Annotated in this window: 13 protein-coding genes; 2 read left to right on the forward strand and 11 right to left on the reverse strand. The window is 62.2% G+C overall.

Annotation, left to right across the window (positions count from 1 at the left end; genetic code table 11):
- Positions 1-10 precede the first annotated feature (10 nt).
- Together RlegSU303_RS20165 and RlegSU303_RS20170 are read right to left on the reverse strand one after the other, a co-directional pair.
- Positions 11-964, reverse strand: coding sequence for a sugar-binding transcriptional regulator (locus RlegSU303_RS20165; RefSeq protein WP_003543131.1), 954 nt, complete (start codon positions 962-964; stop codon positions 11-13).
- A gap of 149 nt (positions 965-1,113) precedes the next feature.
- Positions 1,114-1,683, reverse strand: a complete 570-nt coding sequence (locus RlegSU303_RS20170; RefSeq protein WP_231283299.1) for an exopolysaccharide biosynthesis protein — start codon at positions 1,681-1,683, stop codon at positions 1,114-1,116.
- A 410-nt stretch (positions 1,684-2,093) separates the two neighbouring features.
- Here RlegSU303_RS20170 and RlegSU303_RS20175 point away from each other — a divergent pair, with 410 nt between their 5' ends.
- Positions 2,094-3,005 (forward strand): ROK family protein, encoded by a 912-nt coding sequence (locus RlegSU303_RS20175; protein ID WP_094087368.1) that lies wholly within the window; start codon positions 2,094-2,096, stop codon positions 3,003-3,005.
- 51 nt (positions 3,006-3,056) lie between these two features.
- On the opposite strand, the gene RlegSU303_RS20180 is transcribed toward RlegSU303_RS20175, so the two are convergent.
- The 4 genes from RlegSU303_RS20180 to RlegSU303_RS20195 form a co-directional block, all read right to left on the reverse strand.
- Positions 3,057-4,967, reverse strand: coding sequence for a beta-N-acetylhexosaminidase (locus tag RlegSU303_RS20180; RefSeq protein WP_131718793.1), 1,911 nt, complete (start codon positions 4,965-4,967; stop codon positions 3,057-3,059).
- Positions 4,968-5,200: 233 nt separating this feature from the next.
- Complete coding sequence (locus tag RlegSU303_RS20185; RefSeq protein WP_131718792.1) at positions 5,201-8,347, reverse strand: efflux RND transporter permease subunit; 3,147 nt, start codon at positions 8,345-8,347, stop codon at positions 5,201-5,203.
- A gap of 26 nt (positions 8,348-8,373) precedes the next feature.
- Complete coding sequence (locus RlegSU303_RS20190) at positions 8,374-9,513, reverse strand: efflux RND transporter periplasmic adaptor subunit (RefSeq protein ID WP_131713441.1); 1,140 nt, start codon at positions 9,511-9,513, stop codon at positions 8,374-8,376.
- Between the two features lie 48 nt (positions 9,514-9,561).
- On the reverse strand, positions 9,562-10,170 hold the full coding sequence (locus tag RlegSU303_RS20195; RefSeq protein WP_131710238.1) for a TetR family transcriptional regulator: 609 nt from the start codon (positions 10,168-10,170) through the stop codon (positions 9,562-9,564).
- A gap of 145 nt (positions 10,171-10,315) precedes the next feature.
- Between RlegSU303_RS20195 and RlegSU303_RS34565 the strand changes: the two genes are divergently transcribed.
- Positions 10,316-10,495, forward strand: a complete 180-nt coding sequence (locus RlegSU303_RS34565) for a 3-alpha domain-containing protein (protein ID WP_432431545.1) — start codon at positions 10,316-10,318, stop codon at positions 10,493-10,495.
- A gap of 48 nt (positions 10,496-10,543) precedes the next feature.
- On the opposite strand, the gene RlegSU303_RS20200 is transcribed toward RlegSU303_RS34565, so the two are convergent.
- The 5 genes from RlegSU303_RS20200 to araG form a co-directional block, all read right to left on the reverse strand.
- Entirely contained in the window at positions 10,544-10,975 is a 432-nt protein-coding gene (locus RlegSU303_RS20200; protein WP_017962203.1) for an OsmC family protein, read from the reverse strand.
- Positions 10,976-11,124: 149 nt separating this feature from the next.
- The gene (locus RlegSU303_RS20205; RefSeq protein WP_131718791.1) at positions 11,125-11,904 is read right to left on the reverse strand and encodes an SDR family oxidoreductase; all 780 of its coding nucleotides are present in this window, start codon (positions 11,902-11,904) and stop codon (positions 11,125-11,127) included.
- Positions 11,905-12,795 carry an aldose 1-epimerase gene (locus RlegSU303_RS20210; protein WP_131718790.1) on the reverse strand — a complete coding sequence of 297 codons (891 nt, stop codon included), beginning with the start codon at positions 12,793-12,795 and terminating at the stop codon, positions 11,905-11,907.
- Positions 12,792-13,742 carry an L-arabinose ABC transporter permease AraH gene (gene araH / locus RlegSU303_RS20215; protein ID WP_131718789.1) on the reverse strand — a complete coding sequence of 317 codons (951 nt, stop codon included), beginning with the start codon at positions 13,740-13,742 and terminating at the stop codon, positions 12,792-12,794. The genes RlegSU303_RS20210 and araH overlap by 4 nt, the downstream gene beginning before the upstream one ends.
- The gene (araG, locus tag RlegSU303_RS20220; protein WP_131718788.1) at positions 13,739-15,265 is read right to left on the reverse strand and encodes an L-arabinose ABC transporter ATP-binding protein AraG; all 1,527 of its coding nucleotides are present in this window, start codon (positions 15,263-15,265) and stop codon (positions 13,739-13,741) included. Before araG ends, araH begins: the two co-directional genes overlap by 4 nt.
- Positions 15,266-15,322: the final 57 nt, after the last annotated feature.

The following is a 15,322-nucleotide window of genomic DNA, read 5'->3' on the forward strand; positions in this document are numbered from 1 at the left end:
TATTTTTTGCTCAATTCCTGAGCAAAAACTCAGCAGTCTCTTCATCGGTGATCAAAGCATTGATTTGATGGCCGACAACGGCAGCTCTGATCGCCTTGAATTTGCGCTTGCCCTTGGCCAACCCAATGACCATCGATGCGTCGCGGGACGGGATCGGCGCCGATGCGACGCGCTCGTTGATCGGATTGTCGATCAACCTGCCGTCGACATCGAAGATCCAGCCGCAGATTTCTCCGACGGCCCCGCCGCGCATCAGTTCCATCATCTCGTCCTTCTCGAGAAAACCGTCGACGCAGAGCGGTCCATCGATGCCGAGCTCGCCGATGCCGACGAAGGTGACATCGGCTTGCGCGCTCATATTAAGCGTCGACCGCACCAGTTGCTGGCCATGCAGCAGCTCCCGCTCCTCCGCCGAGGTGACGAGCACCGGCAACGGCATCGGATAGTGCCGCGCCTTCACGGCGTCGGCCATGCTGAAAATGACGTTGTAATAGGCCGCCGATCCGTCCGGGGCGATATTGCCGGTCAGCGAAACGATGCGGTGATTGGGACATTCGATCGCCGGCAGCTGGTCGACGGCCGCCTTCAGCGTGCGGCCGGTCCCAATGGCGAGGACGATCGGCTCTGGCCGTTTCAGCCACCGCTCGATCTCGGCCGCAGCCGCCTCGGCGATACCGACCGTCGTCGACGACGACGCGGGATCGCTCGGCACCACCTCCACATGTTTCAGCCCGAATTTCCGCCGCAGCTGACTGCCGAGCTCCAGGCAGGCGGCGATCGGATGATCGAGCCGCACCTTGATCAGGCGCTCGGCGACCGCCAGCGACACCAGCCGCTGCGCCGATTGCCGCGAGATGCCCATCGCAGCGGCGATTTCATCCTGCGTACGCCCGGCGACGTAATAGAGCCAGCCGGCACGCGCCGCATCGTCGAGCCGTGCAGGGGTCTCGGATCTTTTTACCATCTATTGCCTACCGCGCAAAATGAGCCGACGTGCCGCCGCCGAACATGATTTGAGTCTGTATCGCGCCAGATCAAAACAAAATTCCGGCAAATGTCGAGCCTGTTGCAAAGAGGTCGGCCAAATAACGCCATCACTCAAGCAAACTCCGTTTAGGCAAACCATTGCACGACGAGATAGATCGCCGCCTTCACGAGACCGTAAATCACCCCGCCGGCAACGACGAGCGACACGGCCGTCATCACGAAGCCGATGAGCGCGAAGAGCCCGTCACGGCCCAAGATCCCGAACGCGAAGACCGAGATCGTGACCGCCGGCAGGATATTGCCGAGCGGGACCGGCAGCAGCAGCACGATCGACAGCAGCAGGCATGCCGCCCCGGCAAGATATTCCGCCGGCGGTTCGGCGAAGATCGCAAGCCGCGGCTTCAGCATGCGCTCGGCCCAGGCGAGCCAGCGGTGGATACGGCCGACAATGGTCTCGAAATCCTCCCGCCGCATCGAACGGTTGGCAATCACCTTCGGTAGCCAGGGTTTCAGCCCGAAGGTCAGTTGCGCTGCCAGGAAGACCAAGGGCGCCCCGAGCACCGCCGAGGTGCCCGGCGGAGTGGGAAAGGCGTTCGGAAGCGCGAAGATCAGCATCAACGCGCTGATCGCCCTGTCACCCATCGTGTCGAATAGATCGCCGATCGAGATCCGTTCGCGGCTGTGATCGGCGGCCATCTGCCGCAAAATGGATGAGAGGCGGCGGCCTTTGGGACGTGCTCTTCGGATGGTACTGTTTTCTCTCGTATCGATGGTCGTGGGTCCGGCAGTTGATGAAAGTGTAGGGCCGGATTCTGGCGATGCAATATGCCAATTGAATGACTTGCGGGGTTAGAAATTGCGGCTGCGATCGGAGCCGATGGGCTTAAGCTCACCAGATTTCTCCAACGTCTTGCCATGACGGAATGGAAGATGGAAACCCGTCTCGCCTATCCGATCTCCCCACCCGTGCGAGAGATGTCCGGCAGAACAGGGGGCGGCACAGGGCACGACCATAAAGCCGGCGACACCACCGCCGAATGAGCGCTTGAAATTTCACGCCAACAATGCAAGCAGACGCGGGAGACCAGAGAAACGGCAGAGTGGCAATGATCATTTCATTCGACATCGGCGGCTCCGCCATCAAAGGCGGCATCGCCCGCTCCGAGACAGACATCCTTCCCCTCGGCCGCCGCCCGACGCCCAGCAATGATTTTGCCGCTTTCGTCGAGACCCTGCGCGGCATCGTAGCCGAGACCGGTGAGCAGCCGAGCCGCATCGTCCTTTCCATCGCCGGCGTCGTCGATCCCGATACACAGCGGCTGATCTGCGCCAACATTCCCTGCATCCACGACCGCACGCTCGCAGCCGACCTCGAAGCCGAACTCGGCCTGCCGGTGCTGATCGCCAACGACGCCGACTGTTTCGCGATGGCCGAAGCCGGTCTCGGCGCCGGCCGCGGCCACCGCATCGTCTTCGGCGCCATCCTCGGCACCGGCGTCGGCGGCGGCCTGGTTGCCGACGGACGCCTCGTCAACGAAGCCGGCGGCTTTGCCGGCGAATGGGGTCACGGGCCGATCATCGCATCTGCGGCCGGCAATCCGCCCGTCGCCATTCCCGCCTATGCCTGCGGCTGCGGCCAGAAGGGCTGCGTCGACACCGTCGGCGGCGCCCGCGGCCTGGAGCGCCTGCACAAGACGCTGCACGATCTCGACCTTGCCAGCGAGGAGATCATCGCCCAGTGGCGCCATGGAGAGGAGAAGGCGACACGGACGATCGACGTCTATGTCGATCTCGTTGCCTCGCCCTTAGCGCTGACGATCAACATCACCGGCGCGACCATCGTGCCGGTCGGTGGCGGGCTTTCCAATGTCGAGCCGCTGCTTGCCGAGCTCGACCACGCGGTGCGCGCCCGAATCCTGCGCAAGTTCGACCGCCCGCTGGTGGTGCGCAGCGAATGCCGCATCGAACCCGGCCTGATCGGCGCAGCGCTTTTGGGGCTGAAGGCCGAGGCGGCCTGAAGCAGTTCCACGAAAAGTGCGAAGCGATTTTCCGTCCGGAATTGCGATTCCTTAAAGCATCGGCCACATCCGCACGACCGCTGCGAACCGATCCCAGTCCTTGCGCGCCGAAGGCGTCCAGGCAGCCTCGGCGATTGCCGGGAGCCGCGGAAAAACCAGCCGGTTGAAATAGGCGCGCGAGAGGAAGTTCTCGGTCCAGATGCAGGCCTGGATGCCGCGCATCTTCTCCTGCAGCGCCTCCGGCAGCTCGCCCTCGGCCTCGTAAGCGTAGGTATGTTCCGGCGGTGCGTAGCCCGCCCAGCTGGCGCCGGGCTCGGCCCAGGCCTCTGCCTGCGCCATGTCGAGATAATAGGCTTGCCCCGGTGTCATCACCACGTCGTAACCTTCTTGCGCGAGCTCGATGCCGACCTCGGACTTTTCCCAGGCCATCAGCAGCGTGCCGTCGCGATCGACCCCGCCGCCGTGCGAGACCTCGTTCCAGCCGACGAGTTTCTTGCCGCGCTCCGACAGCATGGCTTTGATACGTTTCAGGAAATAGGATTGCAGCTCGGCGGTGCCGGCAAGTTTCTCCCGCTCCATCAGCGCCTTGCAGAGCGGCGAGGAAAGCCAGGCGCCATGCGCCACTTCGTCGCCGCCGATATGGAGATATTCGCCGGGAAACAGCGTCACCATTTCGTCGAACACCTTGCCGAGAAATTCATAGGTGAATTCCACCGCCGGATTGAGGGCGTTGTTCGGATAACCCTGCACCGAGCGGTAACTGCCCGGCGCCTCCTGCCCGTCGACGAGCTCGGGCAATGAGAACAGCGTCGCCATGCTGTGGCCTGGAATATCGATTTCCGGCACCACCTCGATATGCAGCGAGGCTGCATGCGCAACGATCCGCCTGGCATCCTCCTGCGTGTAGTGACCGGAGCGCGTTTGCGCCCCGTCGCCGAGCTGCGGCACGAGCACTTCATCCGGCCCGCGCCGGGCGCCGATCTCCGTCAGCGCGGGATAGGCCTTGATCTCCAGCCGCCACGCTTCGTCGTCCGTCAGATGCCAATGGAAGATGTTGAGCTTGTTCCAAGCCAGAATATCGATCAGCCGCACGACGTCTGCCACCGGATAGAACTGCCTGGACACATCGAGATGGCAGCCGCGCCAGTCATAACGCGGCTGGTCGGCGACCGTGCCGAAACTGGGGAATTTGAAGCGCTCGCGATCGGCGCGGGCGCCGTGGAGCAGTTGCGCCAGACTGATCAGCCCGTAATGCCGCCCGGCGGCATCCGCACTCGAAAGCACGATTTCATGCGCGGTAAAACGCAATTCGTAGGCAAAGGCGGCGATCGACGATTCGGTGACGAAACGAATGGCCCGCCCGCCTTCGACGGCACTGATGGAAAACGGCACGTTGTCGGCCGGATAGAGCCGCTGGTAGAGCTCCAGAACCAGCGAGAGCGCCTTGACCGCATCGGGCCGCGTCCGCTCGGCCGGATAAAGGACGACCGGCAGCTCTCCCGCCTTCAGTCCGAGCGCCAGCGGCCAGGGCAGCAGCGAATAAGGTTCCTCGGCCCGACCCGGCGGCAGAAGCGGTAACGCCACGCCGCCATCCCGGCCTTCGAGCATGAAATCGCCGAAACCAACCGGAACGTGGCGCCCATCGCCAAGTGTCAGATAGGCCGATTTGACGCCTGATGTCATATGTTTCGGCTCCCTGGTCAGCCCCTCGACGGTGAACCGCCAGCGCCCGCCGGGCGGCACGCTGAGCTCTTCGGGCGGCAGGAATTCGTGGAAATGCGCGACCTGCCGCTTCAGGCTACCGCCGTCGCAGACATGTTTGTCGGCAACCCGCGTCTCTGACGTATAGGCGAGCGAGAAGCCGGACAGCGGCTCGGTCGAAAGATTGAAAAGCGTGAAGGTGAGGCGCCCGAAACTGCCCTCGATCGGGCTCCAGCTTGCTTCCAGATGGTAATCGGCCATGGTCGTGCCCTGCCTCGTCGCTGAGTGGGCCGGGATCACGGTTGGTCCCCCGGCATGCTTTCGCAGCTTAGCTTTTTCAAGGCGGCATTGAAATCGGCGCCCGGGTCCGAGGCGGAGCGGGCAGCAATGACCCGTTCAAAGGCTGCCTGCCGAGCCGGGGCTAAGCAGCAGCGCGCTTTGATGAGGTAGCTGTGACCTGCAAGGAAAACGGCGCGGCTTTCGCCGCGCCGTCCTCACTCTGCTGCCAACGCCGGCGGATGTCTGTCATCCGCCTCTTCCTGGATGGCGTCGGCATGCTGGCCTGGCTCGTCCTTTGTCTTCGGCTCCCGGCCGAAGAAAAGGGCGTAACCGGCGGGCAGAACCAGAATGGTGAGTACGGTCGCAACCAGGATGCCGCCCATCATCGCGTAGGCGAGCGGACCCCAGAAGACACCGCGCGAGATCGGGATCAGCGCCAGCACGGCGGTCAGCGCCGTCAGCATGATCGGCCGGAAACGCCGTACGGCCGCGCCGACGATGGCCTCCTGCCGGTGCATGCCGGCCTTGATATCCTGGTCGATCTGATCGACCAGGATGATCGAGTTGCGCATGATGATGCCGAGCAGCGCGATGACGCCGAGGATCGCCACGAAGCCGAAGGGCGCGCCGCTGATCAGCAATGCGGCAGCAGCACCGATGATCCCGAGCGGACCGGTGGCGAGCACCAGCATCGCCTTGCCGAAATGCTGCAGCTGTATCATCAACAGCACGATGATGACGGCGAGCATGATCGGCGCCTTGGCGGCGATCGACATCTGGCTTTCCGCCGCATCTTCGGCGCCGCCCTGGATCTCGACATTGTAGCCGGCAGGCAGGCTGTCGCGCAGGCCCTTCATGTCGGCATACATCTTCATTACCACGTCGTTCGGCTGCACATCGTCAGGCAGCGTGGCGCGCACGGTGATCGTCGGCAGGCGGTTGCGCCGCCATTCGATGCCCTGCTCCATGACGGGCACGACCTTGGCGACTTGCGAGACCGGCACGAAGCCGCCGAAATCCGTCGGCACATAGACCGAGTTGACCGCCGACAGCAGCGAACGGCTGGCATCCGGCTCGCGGGCGACGATCGAGACCGTCTCCTCGCCGTCGCGGAAATCGTCGAGCGCAGCCCCTGACATGGCGGTCTGCAGCATCTGGCGCACGCGCTGCGACGTGACGCCGAGTGCTCGGGCGCGGTCCTGGTCGATCACCAGCTTCATTCCCGGCACCTCTTCCAGCCAGTCGTCATGGATGGCGCCGAGCATCGGATTGGCCTGGAAGCGCGCCTTTACCTGATCGGCGATCTCCCTAACTTCCTGGCGGTCAGGCCCCATGACCCGCATCTGCACCGGCCAGCCGGTCGGCGGACCGAGGAAGAGGCGATCGACCTTGCCGCGAATGTCGGGGAAGTCTTCCGCAAGGATCGTCCGCAGCTTGACGATCAGCCGCTCGCGTGCCGGTTCGTCGTTGGCCATGACAAGCAGCTGGGCGAAGTTCGGATTGCGCAGCTGCTGGTCGAGCGGCAGGAAGAAGCGCGGCGCGCCTTCGCCGATATAGGTGGCGATGAACCGCTTGTCGGGATCATCCATCATCTTGGCTTCGAGTGCCTTTGCCTGCACCTCGACTTCCTTGATGCTGGTGCCCTCGGGCAGCCAGAGATCGACGAGGATTTCCGGCCGCGAGGATTGCGGGAAGAAATTCTGCGGAATGAACTGGAAGGCCCAGAGGCTGGTGACGAAGGTGCCGAGCGTCAGCAGCAGCACGATGACGCGGTGGCGCACCGCCCAGCCGACCGTGCCGCGCAACCGACGGTAAAAGCCGGTATCGAAGGCGTCGTGATGCTTGCCGGCGTGATGGCGCTGCTTGAGGATCATATAGCCGAGCCACGGCGTGAAGTAGACCGCGACGAACCACGAGGTGACAAGCGCGATGCCGACGACGTAGAACAGCGACCGCACATATTCGCCGGCCGTCGACGCCGCGAAGCCGACGGGAATGAAGCCGGCCGTGGTGATCAGCGTGCCCGTCAGCATCGGGAAGGCGGTCGAGGAATAGGCAAAGCTTGCCGCCTCGATCTTGACGAGCCCTTCCTCCAGCTTTCGCTCCATCATCTCGACGACGATCATCGCATCGTCGACGAGCAGGCCGAGCGCGATGATCAGCGCGCCGAGCGAGATGCGCTGCAGGTCGATGCCGAGTTCGTACATCAGCGCAAAGGTGGCGGCGAGCACCAGTGGAATGGCGATGGCGATGACAAGGCCCGATCGCCAGCCGATCGACACGAACGAGACGACCAGCACGATGATAAGGGCTTCGCCGAGCGCATGCATGAATTCGCTGACCGCATCCGTCACCACGTCGGGCTGGTTGGCGATCTGATCGACGGCGACGCCGTAGGGCAGCGCCTCCTCGAAGCGCTGATAGGTGGCCTCCACGCCCTTGCCGACATCGGTCACATTGAAGCCCTTGGCCATCACCACGCCGACCTGAACGCTGTCGTGGCCGTTGAAACGGTACTTGCGCTGGTAGGGATCTTCGAGACCGGAACTGACGGTGGCGATATCGCCAAGGCGCGTCACCTGGCCGCCGGCGCGAAGGCTGAGTTCGCGGATATCGGCCGCCTTCTTCACGTCGCCTTCGACCGATATGCGCACCGAGCGCAGGCCGGTATCGACCGAGCCGGCCGGATCGACATTGTTCTGGCCCTTGATGGCGTTCTGCAGATCGAGGATCGTCAGACCGCGCTCGGCGAGCGCCTTGGATGAGACGTCGATATAGATCTTCTCAGGCTGGTCGCCGATGATGACGGCTTTCTCAACGCCCGGCGTCGTCAGCAGCATGTCGCGCGCCTGGATCGCGAATTTCTTCAGTTCCGGATAGGAATAGCCTTCGCCGCTGATCGAATGCAGCGTGATGAAGGTATCGCCGAACTCGTCGTTGAAATAGGGGCCGAGCAGGCCCTGCGGCAATTCGCTAGAGATATCGCCGACCTTCTTGCGCACCTGATAGAAGGCATCGGCCACTTCTTCCGAATTCGTGTCACCCTTGACCTGCAGGGTAATGATCGCACTGCCCGCCCGCGTATAGGACTTGACCCAGTCGATATGCGGCGTTTCCTGCAGCTTGCGCTCGATCTTGTTGACAACCTGATCTTCCATTTCCTGTATGGAAGCACCCGGCCAGATCGCCTGAACGACCATGACGCGGAAGGTGAATTCGGGATCCTCGCGCTGGCCCATGCGCATCAGGCCGAGCACGCCGGTAATGATGATCAGCCCGAAGAGGAAGCGGGCGATGCTCGGATGTCCAATCGCCCAGCGCGACAGATTGAAGGGCCGCTTTTCGTTGGTGGTGGCGTCCATGGTCCTGTTCTCTCTTTATCGCGCGTTCAGCGGACGGTCTGGTCCGTGGCGGCCAGGGCCGACTGCTGGTCCGGCACCTTCACCTTCAGGTTCTCGCTCATGAACTGGGTGCCGGCCGAAACGACGAGATCGCCGGTATCGAGACCCTCGGTCACATGCACGCCGTCGCCGGTGAAGTCGGCGACCTTGATGTCGCGGCCATGCACGGTCGCCGTGTCGCGGTCGACGGTCCAGACCATCTGCTTGCCGTCTTTCTCAGCCAGGGCGCTGAGTGGGATCGAGACATAGCTGTTGCCGTTGCTGACATCGGCCTCGATCGTCGCCGTCATGCCGAGCAACACCTGCGGATCGTTCGGCAGGCTCACCCGAACCGCAAAGGTACGCGACTGCTGGTCGGCGCTGCCGGAAACCTCGCGCACCTTGCCGTCGAGCACCAGCCTGTCGTCAGCCCAGAAGCTGGCCTTGACTGTCTTGCCCGGCTTGAATTCGGCAATGTCGTTTTCCGGAACCGCAATCTGCACTTCCTTTTCGCCGTCGACGGCAACGGCGACGACGGGAGTGCCGGACGCAACGACCTGGCCGACATCGGCATTGATCGTCGTGACAATCCCGTTATGGTCGGCCTTCAGCTCCGCATAACTCACCTGGTTCTTCGCCTGATCGAGCGCCGAGACGGCGGCATCGCGGCTTGAAACGGCCTGATCGTAGCTGAGCGACGCTTGCTCGAGCTGGGATTTCGGCGAAACATTCTTGTCGAACAGCTGCTGATTGCGCTTGTTCACGAGATCGGCGGTTTCGACGCCTTTTTCAGCGGCTGCGAGATTGGCTTCCGCCGTCTTGACCGCCAGCTGGTAATCGGTGGAGTCCATCCGAGCGAGCACGTCGCCCGGCTTCACCTTATCGCCGATATCGACGAGGCGTTCGGTGATCTTGCCGGCGACGCGAAACCCGAGGTTCATCTCGGTGCGCGCCTTGACCGAGCCCGAATAGTCGAGCTTGCGGGTGTCGCCGGCCTTGGCGATCTCGACGACCTTCACCGGCCGGATGACTTGCTTGACCTCAGCCTTCTCTTCCGAGCAGGCGGAAACGCCGATGCCGATGGCGCCGAAGAGCACGAGAGTGGAGACGGACGGCATGCGATGGCTGAGGGTCTTGAGCGAAAACATCTTCCGCACTCCTGGATCGTTTGGGGTTTCGGCGGCGGCTGCCGTCCATCATTTCTTCAGCGCCCTGATCACATAACTGATCAGCTCGTCGACGCTTGCGCGGTTCGTTTTGGCAAGACATTGCGCCACCATCTGCGGGTGACAGAGATTGATCGTCGCCGCGCCGAAGCAGCGTGAAGCAACGACCGGGTCCTGCTCGGCGAATTCCCCGGCTGCAATGCCTTCGGCGATGATTTCGGCAATGAGATCATGGACGCGGTCGATATGTTTCTCGATGACATGCCAGTCGCGTTCGATCGCGACGATGATCATCTCGTGCACCTTCATCTCGTCGAGCATCAGATCCAGCGTCAACTGGTGCTGGGTCTCGACATAGCGGCGCAGCCGCTCGCTGGCGCTGATCGGCTGATGACGGATGTCGTAAGCGATTTGATAGGCAGTGGCGAGCATGCGCCCACAGAGCGCCTGGTGAATTTCGACTTTGGAGGCGAAGAAACGATAAATATTGGCTGGCGACATGCCGAGATCGCGGGCAATGTCGGCCACCGTCGTCTTGCTGTAGCCATAGTGCCGAAACAGCCGCTCGGCCGCGTCGAGAATGCGGGTCACATTCTCCTGCCGCGTGACGTCGAGCGTATTTTCCGCAATGTCGTTCATGAGTTTCGATACCTCGAGTTACGACTGACGATTTGTGAATTTCGTCAGTCGTAAAATATCAGACGTCATTTGTCAACGTCTCGCCATTTTCGCATAGCCCGGGAACGGTCTGGCGCTGGTTGAGCGATCCACGCCGGAGTGGAGCATCGCCCGCATCGGGCGGATATTTTACATCGATCCGTTCAATCGCGACGAACTCGCCGGGATAGCGGCGCTTGATCGCCTGGCTTCAAGCTGGCGCGACTATGCTGCTCGCCGGCTCCAAAGCGGGAGAATCGAGGATTGGGCGAAACGCCTCGAGGGCCATGAGGCAGCAGGAGACTGAAAGTGCCGCGACGCAGAAGCGCGCGGCACTCCGTTGAGGCAACAGGAATCAGACGACCTTGACGTCGAGTGTGATCGGAACCGACGCAAGCGCCTTGGAAACCGGGCAGCCGGCTTTCGCCTTGTTGGCAAGTTCGGTGAAGGTCGCTTCATCGGCACCGGGAATACGGCCGGAGAGCGAGAGATGGATGGCGGTGATGGCAAAGCCGCCCTCGACGCTTTCGAGCGTCACCTTGGCGGAGGTTTCCATATGCTCGGCGGTAAAGCCGGCTTCACCGAGGATCAACGACAGCGCCATCGTGAAGCAGCCGGCATGGGCGGCACCGATCAGCTCTTCCGGGTTGGTGCCGGGGATGCCTTCGAAGCGGCTTGCAAAGCCGTAGGGATAGTCCTTCAGGGCGCCGCTCTGCGTCGAGATCAGGCCTTTGCCGTCCTTGAGGCCACCGGTCCAATGGGCCGAAGCCGTGCGATTGATCTGCATGCCGTCCTCCTGTTTTCGATTGTGCTTTCAGAAAGCGGCAGGGCGCCGCTCCGTGCCTGCGGGAGATCAAAAAGCCTTCCCGATGGGCAATATAATGCTCTATGCCGAGAAGACGACAGGCATGTAAAAATTGGGGGGTCGAAGCCCGTTCAAACGGGATGCTGCAGGACGCTGAGGCCGCCGTCGATTGTCAGGCAGGTGGCATTGATGAACGGGCACTCGTCGGAAATCATGAAAACGGCCGCCATGGCGATCTCCTCCGGTGTCGCGATGCGCCCGCCGGGATGCAGTTTCATCGTCTCGGCCTTTGCCGCCTTCGGATCAGGGAAGCCGTTCCAGTAATCGATCACCTTCTGCGTCGAGACGTAGCCCGGCGCCAACGCGTTCACGCGGACATTGCGGGCGGCATATTCCAGCCCTAAGGATTTCGTCATTCCGAGCAGGGCGTGTTTGGCCAACGGATAGGGAAATGTGTGCGGGATGATGGTGAAAGCGTGCGTCGAGGCGATGTTGAGGATGACACCACCGCCCTGCTCGATGAGGCCCGGCAATACCGCCTTGCAGCAGTTCCATGCGCCCTTCAGATTGATGTCGAAGCAGCGGTTCCATTCGTCGTCCGTCGTGTCGAGCGGTTCGGCGAAGACATTGACCCCGGCATTGTTGACGAGCGCGTTCAGCTGTCCGATTTCTTCATTCGCCTGAGCGACCAATGTCGTGATCGTCCCGGCATCGGTAATATCGGCCGGCAGATAACCAAGACGACCGCCGCTGCGCTGGAGCTCTTTCGCCGCCCGCGCCAGCAGCGCCGCATCGCGATCGACGAGAAAGACCGCGGCATCCTCCCGCATGAAAGCCTTTGCGATCGCAAGGCCGATACCCTGCGCAGCACCTGTTATCAGGATGTTCTTGCCTTGCAGGCGGCCGCTCATCTATCCCTCCTCCGACCGAACCGGCAGCGCCGACATAAGGATCGTCACTGTGCCGGCAAGAGCCTCCCCCGGCGCAAGCGGCCTGAGCCCACCGAAATCAGCTAGGTGATGGCCGTTCGGCAGGTGGCTCATCGGCTCGAGGCAGAAGAAGTCGCTCCGGCTGACCGGCATATACAGCATGAAGCGATCGAGCGCACCGTCGGCTTCCAGCGCCGCCTGAATTCCAAGTTCCGGCCAGGCGATTGCCGCTCGCCCATTCCAGCCCTCGAAGGCATTGTTCATCCATCTCTGCGGCAAAAGCTTTTCGGATCTGAAATCGAAATAGTCCGGCACAGGGCCAGGCATCTCCGGCAGATGGTCCGGCCGCTCGTTCCAGTAGCGATCGGCCGCAATCGTCAGTCGCGTCTTTAGCGTGCGGGCGAAGAAGGGATGTTGACCGAGCCCGAAGGGAAGAGCGGTTTCGCCGCGGTTTTCCACGGAAAGTGTCAGCACCAGAGCATCGCCGGCGAGACGGATCTCTTGCCGGGTGAGATAGGCATAGGGTGAAACCCCGTCGGCGCTCCGGGAAAAGCAGAACTGCGCATGCTCCGCGCTAACATCTTCAAGCTGCCAGAGGCTGAGCCAGCCGTCGCCATGGAGATAGAGCGGATCGGAAGCATTCGCTTGGAAGGCATGGACTTGTCCGGCAAAGGACATGGCGTTGCCCTCTACGCGATTCCCGAACGGCACCATCGCGAAATTTGCCATCGCGCCATCCGGCCCGCCGGCCGCCACGAGAAAGGGGATGCCTCGATAGGTCGCGGCGGTGACGGCCGCACCCCGACGGCTGACCCGGACGGCGAGATCGCCGTGCCTCAGTTCGATGTCATCGCCGGCTTGTTCCTGGTTCATCCGCGCCGTCCCGCAGCCGAAGACCTCAAATTGTCGAGCAACACTGCGATCAGCAGGATCAGCCCGCGGACCACATACTGATAGAACGCCTGGATATTCAAGAGGTTCATGACGTTTTCGGCGATGCCCATGATCAGCACGCCGACAATGACGCCGCTCATCGCCGCCCGGCCGCCGGCCAGCGAAACGCCACCGAGAACGCAGGCCGAAATGACTGAAAGCTCAAGCCCTGTCGCCGCATTCGGCTGGCCGGAGGTGATACGTGAGGCAAGCAGGATGCCGGCAACGCCGCAGACAAGCCCCTGCAGCGCAAAGATCCAGACCCGCATGTTGACCACATTGACGCCGGCAAGCCGCGAGGCCTCGGGATTGCCGCCGATCGCCAGGGTGTTCTTGCCGAAGACGGTGCGGTTGAGCACGAAACCAAAGAGGATGAAAAGGATCAGCATGATCCAGATGGGCGTCGGCACAGTCAGAAATCGCGACAGGGCAAGCTGGTAGAAATCGGGATCATTGATGCCGACGGCGCGGCCATCGGACGCGATCAGCGCCAGCCCGCGCACGATCTGCATGGTCGCAAGCGTGGTGATCAGTGCATTGATGCGGAACCGCGCAATGACGATACCATTGACGAAACCGACGACGGCGCCGCACAGCAGGGCGGCGAGCAGCCCGACGGGAATGGAGCCTGTCGCATTCGAGACCATCACCGCGATCATGCCGGAGAAGGCGACGATCGATCCAACCGAAAGATCGAAATCGCGCGATGCCAGGCAGAACATCATCGTGCAGGCGACGATGCCGATCGTGACGACCGACTGCAGCAGCCCCAGCATGTTTCGCTCGGTCAGGAAGTTCGGAACGAAGAGCGAGACGATCACGAAGGCGGCAGCGAAGATCACTACCAGCCCCTGCTCGCCAAGAAGAATTTTTTTCAACGAATTCATCGTCCGTATTCCTGGTCCTCAATAGTGCCTGCGGCGTTCTTGTCGGGAAGTGCTGCCGTTAGGATGCTGCGCTCGTCGAAATCCTGGCGAGCGACATTGGCCGCCACCCTGCCCTGGCACATCACCATGATGCGATCGGAAATGCCCATGACTTCAGGCAGCTCGCTGGAGATCACCACGATCGCCATGCCGCCGGCCGCAAGCTCGTAGAGGATTTCGTAGATTTCCGATTTCGCCCCCACATCGATGCCGCGCGTCGGCTCGTCGATTACGAGGACCTTGATACCCTGCTCGGACAGCCAGCGGCCGAGAATGACCTTCTGCTGGTTGCCACCGGAGAGGTTGATGATGTCCTGCTTGCGCGACGGCGTCCGCACCCGAAGCTTGGCGATGAACCGGTCTGCCAGCGCCGCCTCTCGTCTCGGGCTCAGAACGCCGAAATGCGAAAAATGCCGGCGTGATGAGATCGCGATATTTTCTTCGATCGATCGCCCTTGGATGATGCCGTCGAACTTGCGGTCCTCGGGGCAGAGCACCATGCCGGCATTGATCGCCGCCTTCGGATTGTTCGGCGAAACGGCAACGCCGTCGATCGCCACCTGGCCCTGATGCCTGGTGTCGGCGCCGTAAAGCAGCCGCGCCATCTCGCTGCGGCCGGCGCCGATCAGGCCGAAGAAACCGAGAATCTCGCCCTGGCGGACGGAAAAGCTGATCGGATGGCGCAGCCTCGGTCCCGACAGGCCCTTGACCTCCAGACGTATGCCGCCGAGCGGACGTTCGCGCCATCCCCAGACATTGCTGATCTCACGTCCGACCATTTCCGAAATGATCTGTTCGCGCGTGGTTTCGGCGATCTGAGGATGGTGGGCGGCAAGTTTACCGTCGCGCAGCACGGTCAGGCTGTCGCAAAGTCGAAAGATCTCGTCGAGACGATGCGAGACGTAGAGAATGACCGTTCCCTGCGCCTTCAGCCTGTCGATGAGCGAAAACAGGATTTCGCTTTCGCGCGACGAGAGCGAGGAGGTCGGCTCGTCCAGCGCAATCACCCGTGCATCGAGCATGACGGCCTTGGCGATCTCGACCATCTGCCGCGCACCGATCGAAAGCGAGGCGACCTTGGCCAACGGATCGACATCGATGCCGATCTCCTCGAGCTTCGACCGCACCGTCTCGATCAGCGTCTTCGAATGGATGACGCCGCCCTTGGCCGGAAAGCGTCCGAGCCAGAGATTTTCGGCGACGGTCAACTCCGGAACGAGTTGCAGTTCCTGATGGATGACGATGACGCCGGCATGGAAGGCGTCACGGACGGACGCATATTTCTGCTCCTCGCCGTCGATGAGGATGTTGCCGGTATCGGCGGCCTGATCGCCTGACAGTACCCGGATCAGCGTCGATTTACCGGCGCCGTTTTCGCCCATCAGGCCGTGAACGGCACCCTTCTCGACGGTGAAGGACACGTTCGCCAGCGCCTGCACGCCGGGATAACCCTTGGAGATATTGCTGAATTCGAGGAAAGCCATCATCGCTCCGCCGAGAAGAGCCAGCGGCACGCTGAGCGGCCGCCGGACGATATCATC

This window comes from Rhizobium sp. SU303 (assembly GCF_021052345.1).
Lineage (GTDB): Bacteria > Pseudomonadota > Alphaproteobacteria > Rhizobiales > Rhizobiaceae > Rhizobium > Rhizobium laguerreae.